Below are 19205 nucleotides of genomic sequence, written 5' to 3' on the forward strand. Positions count from 1 at the left end.
CCTATGCAGACCTACAGGAAAATCCTCTTGGCCGCTGCGGCCAGCCTGGTCCTTTCGGCCAACGCCATGGCGGACGGCAAACTGAAAATGGGCATCGAAGCAGCCTACCCTCCGTTCAATAACAAGGACGCCAGCGGCCAGGTCGTGGGTTTCGACAAAGACATCGGCGACGCCCTGTGCGCCAAGATGAAAGTCGAGTGCGAAGTGGTCACTTCCGACTGGGACGGGATCATTCCGGCCTTGATGGCGAAGAAGTTCGATTTCCTGATCTCTTCGCTTTCGATCAATGAAGAGCGCAAGCAAGCGGTGGATTTCACCGACCCGTACTACACCAACAAACTGCAATTCATCGCGCCGAAAAACGTCGATTTCAAAATCGATAAAGAGTCTCTTCAGGGTAAGGTCATCGGGACACAGCGCTCCACGCTCGCCGGCACCTGGATGGAAGAAAACATGGAAGGTGTCGAACTGAAACTCTACGACACCCAGGAAAACGCCTACCTGGACCTGACCTCCGGTCGTCTCGACGGGATCCTGGCAGACAAATACGCGAACTACGACTGGCTGAAAACCGACGCTGGCCGGGCTTACGAATTCAAAGGTGACGCGGTGGTAGACGGCGACAAAATCGCCATCGCCGTGCGCAAGGGTGACAATGAATTGCGCAACAAGCTGAACGCCGCATTAAAAGAGATCGTTGCCGACGGCACCTATAAAAAGATCAACGACAAGTACTTCCCGTTCAGCATCTATTGATCCTGACGTGCCTGGCCGGCGCCTTTGTTGTACGGCGCCGGTCCTTAGCAAAGCCTGCCGCGATATGAACGCATACCCATGATGATCGATCTCTACGGATTCGGCCCGGCGCTAGCCGCCGGCGCGCTGATGACCGTCCAGTTGGCCCTTTCTGCCTTATGCCTGGGGCTGGTACTCGGGCTGCTCGGTGCCCTGGCCAAGACCTCGTCATACAAGCCGTTGCAATGGCTTGGTGGCACTTATTCAACGCTGGTCCGCGGAATCCCGGAATTGCTCTGGGTGCTGTTGATCTATTTCGGCACCGTCAACCTGATGCGCACCTTGGGTGAGTACTTCGGCAATCCCGACCTTGCTCTCAACGCCTTCGCCGCCGGCGTCATCGCACTCGGCCTGTGCTTTGGCGCCTACGCTACTGAAGTGTTTCGCGGCGCAATCCTGGCGATCCCCAAGGGTCACCGTGAAGCCGGCGTCGCTTTGGGCCTTTCGAAATGGCGGATCTTTACCCGATTGATCATGCCGCAAATGTGGCGCATCGCCCTGCCCGGCCTGGGCAACCTGTTCATGATCCTGATGAAGGACACCGCGCTGGTCTCGGTGATCGGCCTGGAAGAAATCATGCGACACGCGCAAATCGGCGTAACCATTTCCAAACAGCCGTTCACCTTCTATATGGTCGCCGCGCTCATGTACCTGGGACTGACAGTACTCGCCATGATCGGCATGCACCTGCTTGAACGACGCGCGGCCCGTGGTTTCGCCAGGAGCACGCAATGAGCTGGGAAGTCATCATCAAGTGGCTGCCGAAACTGGCCCAGGGCGCGACGTTGACCCTGGAGCTGGTGGCCATCGCCGTGATCGCCGGCCTGTTGCTGGCGATTCCGCTGGGCATCGCCCGTTCATCGCGCCTGTGGTACGTGCGGGCGTTGCCCTACGCCTACATCTTCTTTTTCCGCGGCACTCCGCTGCTGGTTCAGCTGTTCCTGGTGTATTACGGCCTGGCGCAGTTCGACGCCGTGCGCAGCAGCGCCTTGTGGCCTTATCTGCGGGACCCGTTCTGGTGCGCCACCGCAACCATGACCCTGCACACCGCCGCCTACATCGCCGAGATCCTGCGCGGCGCGATCCAGGCCATTCCCCGTGGCGAAATTGAAGCCGCGCGGGCCCTGGGCATGTCTCGCCCCAAGGCGCTGCTGTACATCATGCTGCCCCGCGCCGCGCGCATCGGCCTGCCGGCCTACAGCAACGAAGTGATCCTGATGCTCAAGGCCAGTGCCCTCGCGAGCACCGTGACCCTGCTGGAACTCACCGGCATGGCCCGTACGATCATCGCCCGGACCTACCTGCCGGTAGAGATCTTCTTCGCGGCCGGCATGTTCTACCTGCTGATGTCCTTCGTCCTGGTACAAGGCTTCAAGCAACTGGAACGCTGGTTGCGCGTCGATGCCTGCCAAGGGCGCTGAGAGCGAGGTGTTGACGGGCGAAGCGTTGCTCGCCCGTTTCATGGCCCTGGATGCTTTTCTCACAGAGCACCAGGCGCTATGGAAGCCCCGCCCTTTCACTCATCTGCAGCTACCTTGGGAAACGTCCCACCCCGAACTGGCCCAATGGCTACGCCAGCGTTCGCTGCAAGCGGCGGAAAACGCCCATCATCAGCCGTGGTTGATTGAAAACGCGCCCGCGCCGTTCCCGGAACTGGCCGCTATCGCCCGCGCTTTGAGCACGGTCGCCGAGCTGCCCGCCAGCCTGCTGGAAGCGTCAACTCAGCGCCTCAACGTCGACGTACCCGGGCGCAAATGGCAGCAGATCGAAGCCTTCGCCAGCCGCCTGACCTTCGCCACCAAACCGACCCACTGGCTCGACTGGTGCGCCGGCAAAGGCCACCTGGGTCGCCGGTTACTGCACGACGATCAGCACCTGACCTGCCTGGAATACGACCCCATGCTGGTCGCCGCCGGCCAGCAACTGAGCCAGCGCCACAACCTGCCCGCTACGCACCTACAGCAGGATGTGATGGCAACGGACGCGGCCCAGGCGATCCAACCGGAACACACCCCGGTAGCCCTCCACGCCTGCGGCGACCTGCATGTGCGGCTCATGCACCTGGCGAGTACCGCCGGCTGCGCACAAATCGCTATCGCGCCGTGCTGCTACAACCGCATCAGCACGGCGCAGTATCAACCGCTGTCCGATGCGGCCAGCCAATCCAGCCTGCAACTGTCGCTGGACGACCTCGGCCTGCCACTGAGCGAAACCGTCACCGCCGGCGCGCGCGTCCGACGACAACGGGACAAATCCATGGCCCGACGCCTGGCCTTCGACCTGCTGCAAAGGCAAATCCGCCGCAGCGACGACTACCTGCCTACACCGTCATTACCCAGCGCCTGGCTGGAAAAACCGTTCTCTCAATACTGCACAGACCTGGCGGCCCTGAAGAAATTATCCATAGTTGGTTCCCCCGATTGGGATCAACTGGAGGCTGCGGGTTATCAACGCCTGGCCGAGGTACGCAACCTGGAACTGGTGCGAGGCCTTTTCCGACGACCGTTGGAGCTTTGGCTGGTGCTGGACCGGGCACTTTTCCTCAGCCAAAAGGGTTACGAAGTGCGCCTTGGCATCTTCTGCGAAGCACCTCTTACGCCAAGAAATCTATTACTGCTGGCAGAGCGTCAGCCACACGCGACAGCCTGTGGATAACTCTGTTGATGAAATAAGCCTGGATCCAAGTAAGTCGTGATTTTCTGAGCGTCTCCAAGCTGTTCATTTTTTGTTCATATGGATAAAAAACCATGAAAACAGGGATTTGCGGGCAAAAGAGAAAAGTGTCACAAAAAGGAAAGATTCCGTTCGGCGCTTCCTTCCCATTGTGCATAAGCGCCAAAACAAACCGACATAACGGTTGGTTTTAACGCCGTCAGGGCAGCATTTTCGCTGGCCGTGCGTCGATTGATGCCCGCACGCAAGCTCCGCCGCACCGCCGAGCCACGGCCTGCGTAAAAATAGTCAGAATTCAGGGGTTTACAGAACCGGCCCAATCGCTATAATCGTCGCCCACACGCCGGTATAGCTCAGTTGGTAGAGCAACTGACTTGTAATCAGTAGGTCCCGGGTTCGACTCCTGGTGCCGGCACCATACAAAACGAAGGCTTGCAGCGATGCAGGCCTTTTGTTTTTGCGTTAGACGTAACAACTGACGTAATAAGGCCGCGTTCAGCTCGAGGATTCGTCTGTGCCATGGATTGATGAGGCGTTGCGCGTTTTGGGGCTGGGCTGGATTGGCGGGCTGCTCGGCATTGGCGGGCTTATATTCGGCTATGTTTTGTACCTCCGGTCCCGAAGACGTACCAAGATGGCCTACGTTCATCTAGGCGAGCATCTCCTGGGCAGCGCTGCAGACACACTGCCTCCCCTGATAGACGTCCTATACGACGGAATCGCCATTCCTCGCCTGACGAAAACCCTAGTTATTATTTGGAACAACGGCGAGAACACCATCAATGGCGCGGATATTGTCCTGAAAGATCCGCTGCGTTTGCAGGTCGGATCTGACGGAGAAATCCTGTCGGTTTCGTTGCTGAAAACAAGTCGTCCGGTGACCGACATTCAGATTGCTTATGGCAAAAGCACAGCGGCTAATGAGGCACTGTTGAAGTTCGATTTTCTGGATGCCAACGATGGCGTGGTGGTGGAGATTCTTCATACAAGCACTGATCGGAAGCCGCGCATAAGCGGAACGCTGCGGGGTTTACCTAAAGGCTTTACCAACCTCGGTCAATTCACCCGGCCAAAGCCTCAGAAAAAGATCAAAAAAGACAGCATTTCAAAGGCAACTTTTTCGATTGCCATGGTCGGTGTTGCCTGCGCAGGTTTCTTGACTGCGATGTACGACAGTCAACTTTCTATTTCTGATATTCCGGCGCGTTTATCCTCTGGGTCCTCTGCGGTGGCAGGAGCGCTGGCGGGTTTCGTTGGCATGTGGGCTCTTAATGCTTTCATATCCCGACGTCGGTACCCGAGGAGTCTCCACCTGGAAGCTCTTGAGTAGCCAGCTTGTGAAGTCGTCGAGAGACAATCACCGACCCTTACTACCATTTCCTACGATTTTCTTGGCCCATGGGGGAAAGATAATTTGGTAGCTCGCTGTCAATTGGAAAGACAAAACCTTTTAAGTCAATAAGTAAGACTAATCTCATAAAGGTATAAAAGGGTAATTTTTTAGTAATCAGATTACCTTTTATCCGAGCCAGGTCCAAACCTTGTTAAATCCTTTAAAATCAATAGCTTGTCAAAGAATTACTTTTTCAGTACCCCAAATCACTTTCTTTGGTAATCGTTCGAAGCCGCGTTACACAAGGCTTACAGCCCCTCTCGCAACCAAATTTCCAAAATTACCTTTTTCCTAGCCCTCAACTGGGGATGGCGATCTGATAGCTCAAAAAACAGATTCGGGGACTTCCCAGCATCATATTCGGGTATCCGTTCTGGCATGCTTACCAGGTCGTAATCGAGCGCAGTTGTGAAAGCTCAGCCACCCACCCGGACGGGCTACAGCGCTCGGCTGGCCGGGGTTGTGGCAGAACGGTCTGCGCCAGTTAAAAGTTGCTCTGTGCCGTCCGAAATAGACTGATCGAAAATAGAAAAACGCCCGCAAACATACGTTTTACTTATTCGCACCCAGCAAAACCGGGGTTCTCTGCTCTGCACCATCTGCGTTGGCCTAAAGCGCACCAGTGCAACCGCGCTGCATTTCTCTTACAAAATTTGCAACTGTGAAATTACCGATCACCTGCATAGCCCCACGGGCCGCTCGGGCTACAGATTTGTTTGCACTACATCCTCGTTTTGACCCCTGTTTCCTCATTGAATAGTGGTAATTCCGAAGACCTGAGGATCGGCACAAAAAATATGAGAATGGGCTTGATACGCGGCAAGCGCATTAAATCTCTCAAGTAGCTTCATATCATTATGATGATGCTGTGCCGAGAATTTCATATTGAATGATCCTACTTGGCCCCTCATCCGCGATGGGACCTCTACAAGGGTCTGTTTTGACAAGTCCACGACATTGAATGCAGCAAACGCACTCCGACTCAAATTAAAAAGAAACATATTGTGATTGGGATCCTCAGTTCCTTGAAGATAGCCTGTGTCCGGTATAGCGACTCGGCAGCCCGTAACGTCGTCAAAAGTTGCCACTATTACATGGCCCATTCGACCCTTTGACTCAACAATCTTCTCGACGGTAGCTTCCAAAATACTTTTTGTGCTGCCAGGCGGGATCATTAACGCCAGAAAAAGAATCTCCAGCCACTGGAAGTACTGATCACTCGTCACCCCGAACTCTGTGCAAACAGCAGCCAGGTGGGGCTTGACTCCCGTGCGAATGTCACAGAAGTCGGCTAGCAAAATAGGGCTGGTTGGATACAATCCCGCCACCCCCTTATACATATCAATTGTTCGAGCAATAGAATATGGGTTTCTTATCCACCCCATAAACTTTGCTTTGAACACTTTTTCAGCGGCGCCCTTCAACACGTCGCCTCCAGAATTGGCCTTTGACTCGGAAACGAGAAGGTCAGCGGCTGGAGCAAGATCAGCTTCAAATTTATGAAAGAAATCTTCTAGATTTTTTCTTAGGGATGAGTTTTTTACATCAAAACTGAAAAGATCATCAAAAGAGAGATTCTTCTTGATCTTGACGCCCCCAGCATTGGTCAGGCGAACAACGCTATTTTCTCGATCTGCAATTTCAAATTTGTAGATTCGCTGCTTATCCTTTGGTCTGCTCTCGTCTATGCAATTACTTCGTTGCTCGGACTGAGAGATAAAATGTTGATTTCTTGTTGAGTTTTCCATAACTTCTCCTTATGTCGACGTCCCACCGGACGCGCAACCAATATCTCTTAACCCACTATAACGCCATTTTTGATTGAAAAAAGCTAAAAAAAGGGACGCATGAATTTGTAGATCGGACGTCCCTTTTGGCTGACGTTCAGCGCAAGGCTTTTCTAGCGGCGCAATCACTGATCTAAGATGGTTTTGACTAGGAACAGACGATCGCCTATACCGAGAATCGCTTGGAGCTGGCAGAGAGAGCATGTGGTTTGGTTTCTTGAACACCGCCTAGCTGAGCGGAGTGAGGCGACTCGGTATTACTATTTCCTGACTGCACGGTTGATCAAAATTCGATTGGGAAAGACATGCTCATTCAATGTACGCTCGAAAATTAAACACATATAAATCTGGATATTTACGGTCGACATACTGTAGCGAACTGGAAGAAACATATGAGCTATTTCCAAAATAAAGCCTTAATTTTGATTCTTGCGAACGTTGATGCTTGTGTATATCCGAGCAGGGTTCGCAGATTTTTCAATAGCTGCTAGAATAAACGTTGACTGAATTAATATGGTGAAATGACATGTCAGCGTCGCATCTGCTTAAATTATTGGAGCCGCTTGCCGCAATTGAGCACGAGCGCTGGGCACACTGGCAAAAATACCTTCATTCTAAGTGTTCGCGAAATGACGACGGCTCGCTGACAGTTCCTAGCGAGCTTGTAGTGAAATGGGAGCAACAGATAAAAACACCTTACCTTAATCTTACTGAGGCGGAAAAGGATAGCGATAGGGAACAAGTGAGGAAGTATTTGGAATTTATTATAAATAATATTGGTTTGGATTGATGATTTTTACGTGAAATTTGGCTTGGAGAGATTTATGAGAAACGCTCCCCAAGGGTTAGAAAGTAGCGATAAGGGTTATATTCTTTTCATCTCTGCTAGTTTTCTGTAGTGGGCTCCTAGTCCAGTAAGCTTGCATCCTTTCGAATTTATTGCGGCATAAAACATATGGTCCGCATCTACTGGGATCACAAGGCCGTAGCGATTGCACTGTTGGAGCTCTTTGAATATTTTCACATTCTCTTCGCTTACAGGTAGATGTTTGAACTCGTCTGGAATATTTTCTCTGTCAGGCTCAAAGGATGGGTCTAATGCAAAAATATCAGTTTTGTTTGGGAAATATTTTACAAGTCTCCGCAATACTTCTTTTGGTACCTTTGGATCTACTTTTCTCAAGGCGACAAAGTGCTGTACATTCGCTTTGTACATTGGGCGCTGCTCCCATGGTCCGAGCGTCTGATCAACATGGGAATAAATTGCGGCTGGGGTGATATTTCCAAGAATGTCTGAGCACCCACCTCTAAGACCGTCAAGTAATATATCAGTGAATATTCCTCGGCCATCTTCCTCCATCGCACCACCTTCACGATGGCTCGCAGTTAATATAGTTACTCCAGTGCCAATTACAGATGCATTTCCGTCTACTCCCGCCACTTCTCCTGCGTAACCCGAATGACAACAATCAAGAATTATCACGCAGGACTTAATCTTGGGGTGAGATCTATTTGCCAGTGCGAGTATTTCTGAAAGTGAGGTGCCCCATGCGCCACGTCGCCCATCACTACTTACAATGTACCCAGCGTTGGTTTCTGGAACAATTATTCCGTGCCCGGCGAAATATAAGAGCGCTGTATCAGCCTCTCCACTAAAAAGCTCAGAGATGGAATTTATCAGTAGCTCGCTTGTGACTTGTTGTTCGTTACTGACTAATTTGATAACAGAAAAATTGGGATCGCCGCCCCCGTCATTTTCTAGTAATTCAGCAATCGCAACTGCGTCATTGACACAGCCCTTTAATGGTGCTGTTGGGTAATCATCTATACCGATGACTAAGGCTTTTTTCATTATCGGTCTCCGCCGATAAGTGCCTTAAGGTTAGACCACGTCCACTTATACAACTTATCGCTGGATAGCGCAGCTTTAGGTTTTATGCATGTCGTATCAGAATAGCCATTGAGAAGGAAATACGGTATCCCTTCTTCCTGGGCGATTTTCACTTCGGCGCTTACTCCAACAGCCGTGTCAGTGTTATTGCCACAAATTACGCACACTACATCAACGGCTTTAATCCTCGTTCTGGCTTTGGCCTTCCAGTTGTCATCAATGTGCTCTTTGATAGACCAATCTGCTAAATCGAATGGGCTGTCGTCAAGTTTTGCCTGCCCCACCAAAAAAGTTTTCAGGGTTACATCGTTGTCATAATCGAAAGAAATGAATACGCGCTTTTTCATTACAGTAACTCCATGTATTGGCATTTGACAATTACGGTTTATAGTTGTGTCATTTGTGCTTCCGGATTTTTAGCTAGCATAGCTGGCTTGTTTTTTCGTCCTTAAATACTATTGAAAAATCCTGGGATTTTATTTTTCTATATTTCGCAAAAATTTGCCCGTCGACCATTTTGCGTAAAAGGTCATTTTTTAGAGATCGGGTACATCCAAACTGCTGGACTGATTTAGTCATGGACATATCACCGATCGGATTTTTACTTAATCTTTTTTGGTTGGTGGAGGTGGCGGCGGCTCGCGACGTGGTAATGGAACATCACCTCTAACATTGCGCATCGGAGGTGGCGGTGGCGGTGGCGGCTTTTGATCGGACATCACAAATCTCCTCGTTATGAGTTGCTGAGTACACCGGGATGAAAGCGATAACTGAAGCTATTACAGAGTAAATGACGTATTTCGAAAATTGGTCTAGTTGAGTGCTGCGGCCATCATTGTTTTTTGCGTTTGTTGTTGCGCCCATGATGTAATATTCCATCATGATTTGCATAAATTGGCCGTTGGCATTTGAAATATCTCCATCATAATATTTAATCAAGATTTTTCGGTGATATTCAAGGTCTTCAGCGGTTGGGATAACTAAATCATCTTTTCGAACTCGCCAAGCTTTAGAGAAATGAGCCATCGCAACTAAAAGATAGACTCCAGCCATCAGGTATGTGACCCAGAAGAAAACCCCTTCTTTGCTATCGACGCTCGGAGCTTTCGAAAGTAGATATGAAAGGTAACTCAACAGCGCTACTATCATAGCCAATGGCAAGTTTAGACGTGCCAGCAATTTTTCTTTTCGCTCGGCTTCTGCAAGATAAATTTTTTCGTAGAGTTTGTACTCTTCGTCGTCAGACTTCATTTTCTTACAACTATCATTTAGGCGAAGCTTGATAGTAGTATCAAAAGGCCATGCATTGCTAGGGGTTTTTGCGGATCGGGCCAATTTTTGCGGATTGTGCAGGGGCGGAGTTACCGCTGCTGCTTTCAGCAGAGTGGTCTGTAAGCACTGAGTCTAGATCGGCTGTCGATCACTCCGGGGAACCAAGTGGGCATCAGCTGAAGTCAGCAACTCTCAGAGGCTTTTTCTCTCAAGCGGCGTTTGTGCGAGGGCTCGGTAACGTCCGCGACGCTGCAGCGAGATTTTAGACGCTCGGGGCTCCCCGCTTTCAAAGAAGAGGAATACACCGAAGCTCCTGTTATCACTCGGATGCCGCTGGGGTAATTTTTAGGGGTAGAGATAAAAGTGGAAGTATTCAATATCGATAAAAAACAAATGGTTATGCGAAAGTTCGACTCCTGGTGCCGCACCATACAAAACGAAGCCCCCGCAGAAATGCGAGGGCTTTGTTGTTTCTGGGATGTTCACTTGCCACCTACACCCTGAAAACCCGTAGGAGCGAGCCTGTTCGCGATGAGGTCGTTAGTCCTACCGACAATGTGTCGGTCAAGACACGGCTGCCTGCGTTGGAACGACACCAACGAAGCCATCTCAACCAAACAGCATTCTCTGCCAGTGATCCTCACCCACAATAGCAATCGAAGCACCCGCCTCCCGCAGCTCCACTGCCTTCATGATTTTCGTTCCGTAGGTACTGTGGCGCCATTGTTCATTACCCACGCTACCGACGACCAGATAATGCACTTTCTTGCTCACGCCACCCCCTATCAAACCACCCCGCTCCTCGACCAACGCCTGACAATCCTTGCGCGGCCCGAAGGCCATAACGCCTGTAAAGACAAACATTCGGCCATCCCACAGCAAATCAGGGGCAGGTGAATTGAACGGCAGGTCCGTAGGGGCAACCGCAACAGCTCTGCCAACCTGCGAAGGCTCAATACTCGCTCCAGAAAAACCACGCAGGATGTTAAGCAGCTCAAGAGACTCGTCCGGGTCCAGCGCATCGTCTTGAAGCATGGACGCCAAACGTGAATAAAGCAGATTGATTACTGGATCATTGAGATGCGCGAGGTTGTTTTCTAACCATTGCTTCAAGAAAATCGCTTCCGTGGTGTTCACGTCACCGTCCGCCGTGATCCCTGCGGCCAACCCTATCAAGGCATCGGCCGCGCGCCGGTCGATACGGGCATGGTGGAAGTATTTGCTCTTTTCGAATTCGCTGTGTAGGTCCATTACAGGGGTTCCTTTGGGTCGGGATTAGCTTGACGCTGGAACAGTGCTGACTGAGTAAACGCTATGTCAAACCTAGCACTTCTGAGCGCACTCTCTCCGAAAATAAATCCGTCCCCTTTTTCCCACAATATCGGGTCTGCGCCCAATTCCCTAAGAGCCGTGGAGTTCCCCGCAAATACGCTGCGCCCCCCGTTACCACTTGATACGAGGCCGTTGTCTTGTATGGAATACACCGAGGATTTGAAGACGATCGCCGCGTACCCGATAGGGAATGAGATAAGACCAATTGGGAACAGCCCATTCGCGGGTGTTTTTGACTCGGCCCTCGCGCCCCATGGTTGGGAATTGGGCTAGCTTGTTCACGCTGGCAAAAATAGCATCGGAAAAGTCATCGGCAGCCTTGGAATTCTCCAAGGCTATGTAGCTAGCTTCGTCCTCCAGATTTTTGAGTGCTCTTTCCAGCCACTCAACCTGCATTCCTGCTCCAACGCCGGGAGCGCATTGCCGCGACCTGATCATCCGAGGCAAATTTACCCTGATCGGCCTCCTTTACCGCCAGTTCGATTTGCGTAGTCAGCGCCTTTTCGTGCTCGATGTAGTCACGGAGCACCTCCATGGCCAAATAGCTCACGCTTTGGCCACTAGTCTTGGCCAGGTCAGCAAGAGAATTTGAAAGGTCTTCCGGCAGGGTCAAGTGTATCCCGGTCATGACAGCCTCGATGATGAGCGAGTTTTTGGCATATTACACCGCTTGGCGCTGGCTTGAATTGATAACTCGTCGCGAGACGCTTCACGATTTTTTTGTTCTCAGGCCCATCCGCTTTGCTGGACTTGCTTGAGACACACAAAGCATTACTCGCCACCATCGCGCCACGATTGCGTGCTTTCCAATCACCCAATACTCTCTGATCGTCGCTGCCAATTCAGCGGCCGGGCGTAGGAAACCCGAAATAATCAAGGCGCATCAGCTGCGCCCCGCTTATTATTGCAGGCGCTTTTTTTGTGTCTGCGATACGCGTTATGGCGGCTGTGCGCGGGACACCTTCGGGTGTGCCGGGTGCCTTGATTCCCGGTTTTCCTACCCCGTGCACGGCCGCCACCCCATCCCGTAGGAAAGGACGGTAGGCGGCTCTCATAGTCAAGGAGCCAGACCATGCCAAACCCGCGAGACCTCAAAACCCCAGGCCTAACCCCCTTCTCCTACCACTCCGACCGCCCCCTGTTCCGCGTCAACAGCGGCATCCCCATCGGCGAAGCCCTCTCCCACGCCTCCGATCTTCTCCACATCGCCATGCGTCTGGCCGATGACGCGGCGATGGTTCGGGGTACGGATCGTTATGCCTGGGCGTCGTGTTATTTGCAGGAGATGAGCAAAGCCGTCATCGACGACGTGGTGAAGGTGCTGGAGGCGCCGGGGAGTAATCCTGCTTAAAGGGTAGTGATGCGATGCTGCTCCTTGTGCGGGGGCAGCATTGGGTTTCGTCTGTAGCAAAGAGGGGCCGCTTCGCAGCCCAGCGGGGGCAAGCTCCCTCACCACGGGTTAATGGAGCATTCATCTATTTATTTTCCCCGCCGATAGCCTCAATCAAGAGCATGCCTTTCCAAGGCTCGGCGAGCGCTCATCTACACTTGCCCGAAATCCCCCGCTCCAGGAGCAACAAGCGATGAAAATCCGCACCAAGGTTGTAGGTTCGGGGTTGGTCAGCCTGTTTTTTGCGCTGTTGCTGGGCGGTATCGGGCTGTGGGGTTACCACGCCATGACCGATGCTCTGGCGCAGAACGAGACCAGTATCTCGGCGATGCGCAAGCACATGGAGGCGGACATGATGCACGACGCCATTCGTGGCGATGTGTTGGCTGCCTTGCTGGTTGTACCGGGAGATGCCGAGGGCGCGAAGGAAGTCACCGAGGCGTTCGATGAGCATTCGCAGCGGATGCGCAAGGTTATCGCGGAGAACGCCGAGGCTCGCTTGCCGGGTACGATTTCCCAGACCATTGCCGAGCTGAAGCCTCAGGCCGAGGCGTATATCGCCTCGGCGAAGCAAGTGATTGGCAAGGCGTTGAGCGGGGCTCAGGATGGCCGGGCGTTGCGTACCGAGTTCGATAAAGCGTTTTCGGCGCTGGAAGAGCGTAACGAAGCGGTCAGTGAATTGATCGAAAGCCAGGCGCAAGTTTCTCGCGAACATCAGGACCACAGCATCCATACCTCGGAGCGCTGGTTGATCATAACCTTGCTGGCCACCTGCGTGGCGCTTGCATTGCTGTCATGGAGCCTGCTCAAGGCGGTGCTCACGCCGCTGAACAAGATCATCATCAATACTCAGGCGATTTCTCAAGGCGATTTGCAGCGCTCGATGGGCCCTCATGGCGATGATGAGCTGGGCCAGTTACAGGCGGTGATCGAACAGATGCAGGCCAACTTGCGGCAGATGATCGCGACGATCCGTAGCCAGAGCGACGAGTTGCATGGCACGTCCCGCAATCTGGGCGATACGGCGCGGCAGATTGTGTCCAGCGCCGACCAGCAAGCTCAGAGCGCTACCAGCATGGCGGCGAGCATGGAGCAGATGATGGCGAACATCAGCCAGATCCATCAGCACGCCGACAGCGCGCGGACGATTTCGGCGCAGTCCGAACAACTGGCGAGCAGCGGTGGGCAGGTGATTCTGGGTGTAGTGGAAGGCATGAACCGGATCGCCGAGGTGGTCAACCAGTCGTCCGGCAAGATCACCGCCCTGGATGCGTCGTCCGAGGATATCCATTCGATCATCCAGGTGATCAAGAGCATCGCCGAACAGACCAATCTGCTGGCCCTCAACGCCGCTATCGAAGCTGCTCGAGCCGGCGAGGCGGGCCGCGGTTTTGCGGTGGTGGCCGATGAGGTGCGCAACCTGGCGGCGCGCACCACTCAGTCCACCCAGGAGATCACCGCGATGATCGAGCGCATCCAGTCCAGCGCCCGGGATGCGGTGGCGAACATGCAGGCATGCGTCAGCCGCGTGGACGAAGGCGTCAACCTTGCCCAGCAGGCCGGCGTGTCGATCAGCGAAATCCGCACGGGCGCACGGCATGCTGCCGAAGTGGTGGAGGAAATCTCCCAGACCATTGCCGAGCAATCAAAAGCCAGTGATGAAATGGCTCAGCGGGTAGAAGCAATAGCCGAGCAGTCTCGGGAAAACACCCGCTCGATTCACGATCTGACGAAAACGGCTGACCATCTGAACGATGCCGCGGGCTCGATGCAGGCTTCGGTGCAGCAGTTCAAGATTTGATCAACCACGCCCGCATGTACGTGGGATGAAGGAGCTTGCCGGCGGCCGCACGGCAGCTCCTTGTTCACACCTGACTCACCTCGAATACAAACGAAATCTCCCGTTTCTGGGCACTCCACACGTAACGAATATGCTTGCCCTGCACCGGAATCGACACCGCCGGCGGGCGAAACGCGGCCACGCACTCATGGCCGGGCAAGCGGACGCTGTTGTACAGCAATCCCCACGACAAGGTTTCACGCAGCTCCCGGGCAAATAGCTGGGACGGGCCGTAGGCGTCAGGGTCCGGGTTATGCAGATGGGGATAATCGTGGCGGATGTCGTGCAGGGGTTTGACGATCTTGTTGACGTAGGTGCGCATGGTCAACTCCAGGTCCGGCTCGTTCGTCGCGCCAAGGAAGCGTGCCTGGTGGTAGCAGGTCTCGGCAATCGCGGCTTCCTGGCTGCTGGCAGCGTAGTAGACGCCGAACGTGCCGTCGCTGAAGCGGCTGCGCTTGCCGATGTGAGTGAACGCCGCCATCACCGGCGAGGAGCCCGGGCCGGAAACCCGGTCTTCGGGGCGTACCCGGGACAGCACGCCGGCCTCTTCCATGAGCCGGTCATTGGTCAGCGCTTCGAGGGCGTAGGCGGTGGGCAGGTCTTCGGGATCAAGCACGTCTTCGAACAGCGTGATCGGCGGAAAGCTGCTGTTGACGATCCGATAGGCCCGTTTCCATTGCGGGTCCGCCAGTGGTGGCGTCATCAGCCGCGCACTCCGTCGAGGTATCGCCGCACATCGGCGATGTCCACCACTCGCCCGGTCAGCATGTAGGAAAGCGCCGACTGGCCGTTGAATGGTGCCGCGTTATTGGGACTGCTGACCCATTGATACACGCGGTCCCGGCTGTTGCTGAAGATGATGCTCAGGGCTTTATGAATACCCATGAGGTAGGAGATTCGCTCGAGGGTATCGCGCGGCAGTCTTACGTTGTCGGGTAATTGTTTGTACTTGTAGAAAGTCGTGTTCCCTACCTTGCCCAACAGCGTGCGCTGCTGCTCGACGCTGCAGCCCCACAACTCCATGAGGTTGAAGAAGAACTTCAACGCGATTCGACCCGCGTCCGGGGAATCCAATTGTTGCTGTGCGTTGAGCGTGATGGAGGAAGTCGCCATGAGGTTTGGGCTCCTGTATTACGGACTGTTGCGTAAAGACTAATACATAAACGGATAAAAATTAAGTTTTAATTCGCAAGCGAATAGATTGAGGACCAGGAAGTCTGGATTTACCCGCAGATGTTTCGGCCTATACACAGCACCAGCAAAAAATCAGAATCGCGCATAAGCTCCAATCATCGCCTGCCGGAGCTTTTCGCCACAAAACCGCGACAACCGTGGCAAGGTGCTTGATGATAGCCAGCATCGCACCGCCAGACCCTGGCCAGGTGCCAAATAACAGCGAGCCCACTTAAGCAGAGGGCATTACCTCATGGATAGCAGAACCTTACGCAACCTCATGCGCATCGTGCAGACCGGCTCGTTGTCGGCTGCGGCGGAGCAGTCGTGCCTGACGGTGCAGGCATTGGCGGCACAACTGAACAAGGTCGAGGAACAATTCGGGTTTCGGTTGTTCCGCCGCTCGAACAAAGGCCTCGCATTGACCAGCCAGGGCTCGGAACTGACGCCCTTCATGGACCAGGTCCTCGCGGCCACCCGGCAGCTGGAGGAAAAAGTCGCGGCGCTCAAGACGCCCAGGCGACGTACCCTCAAGGTAGCGCTCAACACGACGCTGCCGGCGGAATTCAATCGACGGATGATCGAACGCCTGATCGCCGTTTTCCCTCAGTATCAGTTGGAGTTCAGCTACGCCGAATCGATGGAGAACCTGAGCAAGCTCAAGAACGAGCATTTTGACCTGGCGATCCTGGTCGGACAGCCGAGCGGATTTACCAGCATTCCGATGCCGGATGTCCAGGTACGCGTGGTCGGCGCTCATTGTGGCGAAGAAGATGATTCCCTTGGCCTGCTGGGTGACCGGTTTCAGGTGCGTCCGGCAGAGGAATGTCCTTATTCGCGCAGTTTCCTGCGTTTTCTCGACGCCGGTCTCGGTGAATACGGGCCGAGTCAGCGAATGGTCTATTCCTGCAGCGAAACCCTGACGCTGTCGTTGATTACCCAGCTCGACGGTTTGGGCCTTGTCTCCCGGGACGCGGCGCTGCGCAACGGCTTGGCTATCTTCCCGGATTTCGAGGACTTCCTGGAAGTACGCCTGGCGGTAAACAACCCTGAGCTTTCCGACCAGGCGCTGCATGATGTGGTGGACCTGACGCTACAGGAACGAACCGAGCGCGATATACGCCGCCGTGCCCACCGCCACACTGAGAAACAGGTTGCGGCTGAAATACGCACATAGCAGGGTCGGAATCGCGGCGTAGAACTCTGGACGGTCGAGCTGTATCTGCTGGTCCTTGATCAACAACGGCGTCAGGGTGATCGCAGCGACGATCGCCACCGGCAGGTATTCCAGTGCACGGGCAACGAAGGGTGGCCAGTTTTCGGTGTTGACCTGCAGCGGCAAGGCCCGGGGCAGGAAGGTCACGGCCATCATCAGGACCACAACCAGGATCAGGAACGTTTGGTCAGGCATACGCCCACCCCGCAGCCAAAAAACGTGGCAATGAATACGTTGAACGGCGAGCTGCCCAGCAGGCTCAGCGCGCCCATGCAGGCCACGGCCGCCAGCGCCGCGATCAGTTTGTTACGCGTGTTGCACAGCGAAACCAGCACATAGAGCATCATCGCGGTCAGGGCGTAATCGAGCTGATACTTGATCAGGTGCGCGGCGTATTGCGCACAGACAGCCCCCAGCAAACCGCCCAGCACCCAGGACGTGTGGCAGAAGAGGTTGAAACCGATCAGGTAGCGCACGCTTACCGGCGCCCCGCTGCCGAGCTTGACGCTGTGGAAAGCGAACGACTCGTCGGTGAGCCCCGACGCGTAGCACCAGCGCTCGAAGCGGCTAAGCCCCAGTGCTCGCAAGGCCTTGGCCATATAGACAGACATCAGCATGTGACGGGCATTGATCAGGAATGTCGTCAGCACGATGGTGGTCAAGGAGGCCCCGCTGGAAATCAACGCCAGCGCGGCGAATTGTGAAGCTCCCGCGTACACGAACAGGCACATCGCAACTGGCAGCCACAAAGGCAAGCCGGCGTTGACCGCCATCAGACCGAACACAAACGAAACCGTGAAATAACCCGCTACCACCGGACTGGCTTCAGCAAAGGTTCGCGAGGCTTGTGGTTCGACCGCCAGCGGCTGGCTGGAAGTCTTGTTCATAAATCCCTCTCGAAAGTGATTTCACCCCGGGGTTCGCAAAACCCTTGGGCCGCCCAGAAACGCTTGCCGGCCAGATTGGCTTCGTCGACGAACAGAAACATGCGCAGCACGCCGACCCGCTTCATGTCGGCCGATGCCGCCTCCACCAGCCGCTGGCCCAGGCCTTGAGTGCGATGCCTTGGGCTGACGGCCAGGTGATTGATGGTGCCGCGAGTGCCAAGCATACCGCCGATGACCGCGCCGACGACGTCACCCGTCGCATCGAAGGCCAGGTAGGCAGTGGTGGTTTCCTGCAGCAACACTCCGCGCAGGAACCGGGCATCCTGCCATTCGCAGAATGACACTTCGGCAAAACCGCGAAAAAATTGCTCCAGTCGTTCGGCGTCCCTGACCATGGCCCGGCGCAGCAGGACCTGCTGCGCCGACTCATCCATGGGTTCGAGCTGTTCAGCGAACAATGTCGAAAGCGGTCCCGGGCCGCGAAAAGGAAATCGCCAAAATCTGCCTGAAGGCCATTTCATGACTATGGGTGTTGCGGGCAGGGGTCACGTAATGGCGCATGTCGCGATCAAGGAAGAACGTCGTGTCGAGGATGTCCTCGTAGGTGGTCGCCGCCAGTTGCTCTTCCTGGGGACTGTAGAGACGGCTTTCAGCGCCCGCCACATTGTTGCGGCCCCAGAAGTGCACGCCGCTGAACGGATACCCATCGCAATGGATGCCCTCGGGGGTGATTTCCAATTGCTTGCCCGGCTTGATCTCGATGCGGATCTGGTGGATCTGGCACTGCCAGATCTCATCGTGCAATTCCTGCGGAAGGACGTTCTTGTACACCTCGAAATCCGTGTCGATCAGGCTGCGCATGACCGGCGAATTGATCACTTCGTTGGAGAAATCCTGGAAGTGCCGCTCCAGTCCGCCGACATAGCTGTTGTTGGCCTTGGACTGGACATAGGCCCGGTGCTCGAGTTGCTTGAGCTCACGGGTTGCTGGGTTGTATTCGAAATCGCTATAGCGACGGAAACGCATGCCGGACTCGGCCTGACCGTAATAGCTGTCGGGCTCCATGTTTTCCCAGCTTTTGGTCAGCCGGACAAAGTCGCCGAAATGACCGTAGAGATTGAAGTCACCACCGCGGACGTTGACGTATTTGTCACGCCTTAGCGCTTCGCCCACTTCCCTGTTCAGTACGATCATTTTTCTCAGGTCTCCACTGCAATGAGCGGACTAATCTATTAGGTGCAGGATTTCCGTCCATGAGAAAGTATTTGAAGCATTTCAAGCCGCGCTTGAAACGGTGCAAAAAATTTCATTAGCGCGACTTTTTGCCATGAAGATCACCCTCAAGAGGACCTTTTTAAAGCGAGCGCTGGTGAAAACATTGCCGTTGCCCTGAATGCGCAAAAACCGACGCAGCACCACGCCATCTGTTAGGCATTTTTCTGTGAAAAAACCGGCCCAGCCCGCCTGAAGCATTCGTGGAAATCTCTGGAGCCGCCGGCTCGCGGGCGTTCCCAATTACCTGGCTCATTCCTTGATAGACGTGCGGCCCCGGGACA

General features: G+C 54.3%; 23 protein-coding genes and 1 tRNA gene. 10 read left to right on the forward strand and 14 right to left on the reverse strand.

The window, feature by feature from the left end; genetic code table 11:
* Positions 1 to 3 precede the first annotated feature (3 nt).
* From J3P89_RS26700 to J3P89_RS26725, 6 genes are all read left to right on the forward strand, one after another.
* Positions 4 to 756: an ABC transporter substrate-binding protein gene (locus tag J3P89_RS26700; protein WP_434602537.1), complete on the forward strand. Its 753-nt coding sequence runs from the start codon at positions 4 to 6 to the stop codon at positions 754 to 756.
* 78 nt (positions 757 to 834) lie between these two features.
* Complete coding sequence (locus J3P89_RS26705; protein ID WP_434696165.1) at positions 835 to 1530, forward strand: ABC transporter permease; 696 nt, start codon at positions 835 to 837, stop codon at positions 1528 to 1530.
* Positions 1527 to 2216: an ABC transporter permease gene (locus J3P89_RS26710; RefSeq protein WP_434696166.1), complete on the forward strand. Its 690-nt coding sequence runs from the start codon at positions 1527 to 1529 to the stop codon at positions 2214 to 2216. Before J3P89_RS26705 ends, J3P89_RS26710 begins: the two co-directional genes overlap by 4 nt.
* Positions 2197 to 3450: a methyltransferase gene (locus J3P89_RS26715; RefSeq protein ID WP_434696167.1), complete on the forward strand. Its 1254-nt coding sequence runs from the start codon at positions 2197 to 2199 to the stop codon at positions 3448 to 3450. The genes J3P89_RS26710 and J3P89_RS26715 overlap by 20 nt, the downstream gene beginning before the upstream one ends.
* A 360-nt stretch (positions 3451 to 3810) precedes the next feature.
* Positions 3811 to 3886, forward strand: a tRNA-Thr gene (locus tag J3P89_RS26720).
* A 96-nt stretch (positions 3887 to 3982) separates the two neighbouring features.
* A complete protein-coding gene (locus J3P89_RS26725; protein WP_434626529.1) occupies positions 3983 to 4798 on the forward strand; it encodes a hypothetical protein in 816 nt (271 codons plus the stop codon).
* Positions 4799 to 5610: 812 nt separating this feature from the next.
* Here J3P89_RS26725 and J3P89_RS26730 read toward each other — a convergent pair.
* On the reverse strand, positions 5611 to 6609 hold the full coding sequence (locus J3P89_RS26730) for a hypothetical protein (protein WP_434696168.1): 999 nt from the start codon (positions 6607 to 6609) through the stop codon (positions 5611 to 5613).
* A gap of 565 nt (positions 6610 to 7174) precedes the next feature.
* On the opposite strand from J3P89_RS26730, the gene J3P89_RS26735 reads away from it, so the two are divergent.
* Positions 7175 to 7438, forward strand: coding sequence for a hypothetical protein (locus J3P89_RS26735; protein ID WP_434626531.1), 264 nt, complete (start codon positions 7175 to 7177; stop codon positions 7436 to 7438).
* Between the two features lie 75 nt (positions 7439 to 7513).
* Here the strand turns inward: J3P89_RS26735 and J3P89_RS26740 are convergent, their stop codons facing one another.
* From J3P89_RS26740 to J3P89_RS26765, 6 genes are all read right to left on the reverse strand, one after another.
* On the reverse strand, positions 7514 to 8500 hold the full coding sequence (locus tag J3P89_RS26740) for a caspase family protein (RefSeq protein WP_434626533.1): 987 nt from the start codon (positions 8498 to 8500) through the stop codon (positions 7514 to 7516).
* Positions 8500 to 8886 carry a TIR domain-containing protein gene (locus J3P89_RS26745; RefSeq protein ID WP_434626535.1) on the reverse strand — a complete coding sequence of 129 codons (387 nt, stop codon included), beginning with the start codon at positions 8884 to 8886 and terminating at the stop codon, positions 8500 to 8502. The genes J3P89_RS26740 and J3P89_RS26745 overlap by 1 nt, the downstream gene beginning before the upstream one ends.
* A 319-nt stretch (positions 8887 to 9205) precedes the next feature.
* The gene (locus tag J3P89_RS26750) at positions 9206 to 9790 is read right to left on the reverse strand and encodes a hypothetical protein (RefSeq protein WP_434626536.1); all 585 of its coding nucleotides are present in this window, start codon (positions 9788 to 9790) and stop codon (positions 9206 to 9208) included.
* Between the two features lie 630 nt (positions 9791 to 10420).
* Complete coding sequence (locus J3P89_RS26755; RefSeq protein WP_434626537.1) at positions 10421 to 11062, reverse strand: BRCT domain-containing protein; 642 nt, start codon at positions 11060 to 11062, stop codon at positions 10421 to 10423.
* Positions 11063 to 11254: 192 nt separating this feature from the next.
* A complete protein-coding gene (locus J3P89_RS26760; protein ID WP_434696169.1) occupies positions 11255 to 11539 on the reverse strand; it encodes a type II toxin-antitoxin system RelE/ParE family toxin in 285 nt (94 codons plus the stop codon).
* Positions 11529 to 11771 carry a CopG family ribbon-helix-helix protein gene (locus J3P89_RS26765; protein ID WP_434626539.1) on the reverse strand — a complete coding sequence of 81 codons (243 nt, stop codon included), beginning with the start codon at positions 11769 to 11771 and terminating at the stop codon, positions 11529 to 11531. Before J3P89_RS26765 ends, J3P89_RS26760 begins: the two co-directional genes overlap by 11 nt.
* Before the next feature lie 444 nt (positions 11772 to 12215).
* On the opposite strand from J3P89_RS26765, the gene J3P89_RS26770 reads away from it, so the two are divergent.
* Both J3P89_RS26770 and J3P89_RS26775 read left to right on the forward strand, forming a co-directional pair.
* Positions 12216 to 12494 carry a DUF3077 domain-containing protein gene (locus tag J3P89_RS26770; protein ID WP_305497495.1) on the forward strand — a complete coding sequence of 93 codons (279 nt, stop codon included), beginning with the start codon at positions 12216 to 12218 and terminating at the stop codon, positions 12492 to 12494.
* Positions 12495 to 12726: 232 nt separating this feature from the next.
* Positions 12727 to 14334 carry a methyl-accepting chemotaxis protein gene (locus J3P89_RS26775; RefSeq protein ID WP_434696170.1) on the forward strand — a complete coding sequence of 536 codons (1608 nt, stop codon included), beginning with the start codon at positions 12727 to 12729 and terminating at the stop codon, positions 14332 to 14334.
* 64 nt (positions 14335 to 14398) lie between these two features.
* On the opposite strand, the gene J3P89_RS26780 is transcribed toward J3P89_RS26775, so the two are convergent.
* Positions 14399 to 15076 carry an RES family NAD+ phosphorylase gene (locus tag J3P89_RS26780; RefSeq protein WP_434626540.1) on the reverse strand — a complete coding sequence of 226 codons (678 nt, stop codon included), beginning with the start codon at positions 15074 to 15076 and terminating at the stop codon, positions 14399 to 14401.
* Positions 15076 to 15486, reverse strand: a complete 411-nt coding sequence (locus J3P89_RS26785; protein WP_434570298.1) for an MbcA/ParS/Xre antitoxin family protein — start codon at positions 15484 to 15486, stop codon at positions 15076 to 15078. Before J3P89_RS26785 ends, J3P89_RS26780 begins: the two co-directional genes overlap by 1 nt.
* A gap of 313 nt (positions 15487 to 15799) precedes the next feature.
* Between J3P89_RS26785 and J3P89_RS26790 the strand changes: the two genes are divergently transcribed.
* Entirely contained in the window at positions 15800 to 16723 is a 924-nt protein-coding gene (locus J3P89_RS26790; protein ID WP_434696172.1) for a LysR family transcriptional regulator, read from the forward strand.
* Here the strand turns inward: J3P89_RS26790 and J3P89_RS26795 are convergent.
* The 5 genes from J3P89_RS26795 to J3P89_RS26815 form a co-directional block, all read right to left on the reverse strand.
* Positions 16640 to 16957: an AzlD domain-containing protein gene (locus tag J3P89_RS26795; protein WP_305497500.1), complete on the reverse strand. Its 318-nt coding sequence runs from the start codon at positions 16955 to 16957 to the stop codon at positions 16640 to 16642. The genes J3P89_RS26790 and J3P89_RS26795 overlap by 84 nt on opposite strands.
* Positions 16936 to 17649 (reverse strand): AzlC family ABC transporter permease, encoded by a 714-nt coding sequence (locus tag J3P89_RS26800; RefSeq protein ID WP_305497501.1) that lies wholly within the window; start codon positions 17647 to 17649, stop codon positions 16936 to 16938. The genes J3P89_RS26795 and J3P89_RS26800 overlap by 22 nt, the downstream gene beginning before the upstream one ends.
* Positions 17646 to 18083, reverse strand: a complete 438-nt coding sequence (locus J3P89_RS26805; RefSeq protein WP_434574309.1) for a GNAT family N-acetyltransferase — start codon at positions 18081 to 18083, stop codon at positions 17646 to 17648. The genes J3P89_RS26800 and J3P89_RS26805 overlap by 4 nt, the downstream gene beginning before the upstream one ends.
* A gap of 13 nt (positions 18084 to 18096) precedes the next feature.
* A complete protein-coding gene (locus tag J3P89_RS26810) occupies positions 18097 to 18843 on the reverse strand; it encodes a 2OG-Fe dioxygenase family protein (protein ID WP_305497502.1) in 747 nt (248 codons plus the stop codon).
* Positions 18844 to 18924: 81 nt separating this feature from the next.
* A complete protein-coding gene (locus J3P89_RS26815; protein ID WP_434696173.1) occupies positions 18925 to 19122 on the reverse strand; it encodes a hypothetical protein in 198 nt (65 codons plus the stop codon).
* Between the last annotated feature and the right edge of the window lie 83 nt (positions 19123 to 19205).

Origin of the sequence: Pseudomonas sp. Z1-14 (assembly GCF_051132005.1) — a bacterium.
In the GTDB taxonomy this organism is placed as follows: Bacteria; Pseudomonadota; Gammaproteobacteria; order Pseudomonadales; family Pseudomonadaceae; genus Aquipseudomonas.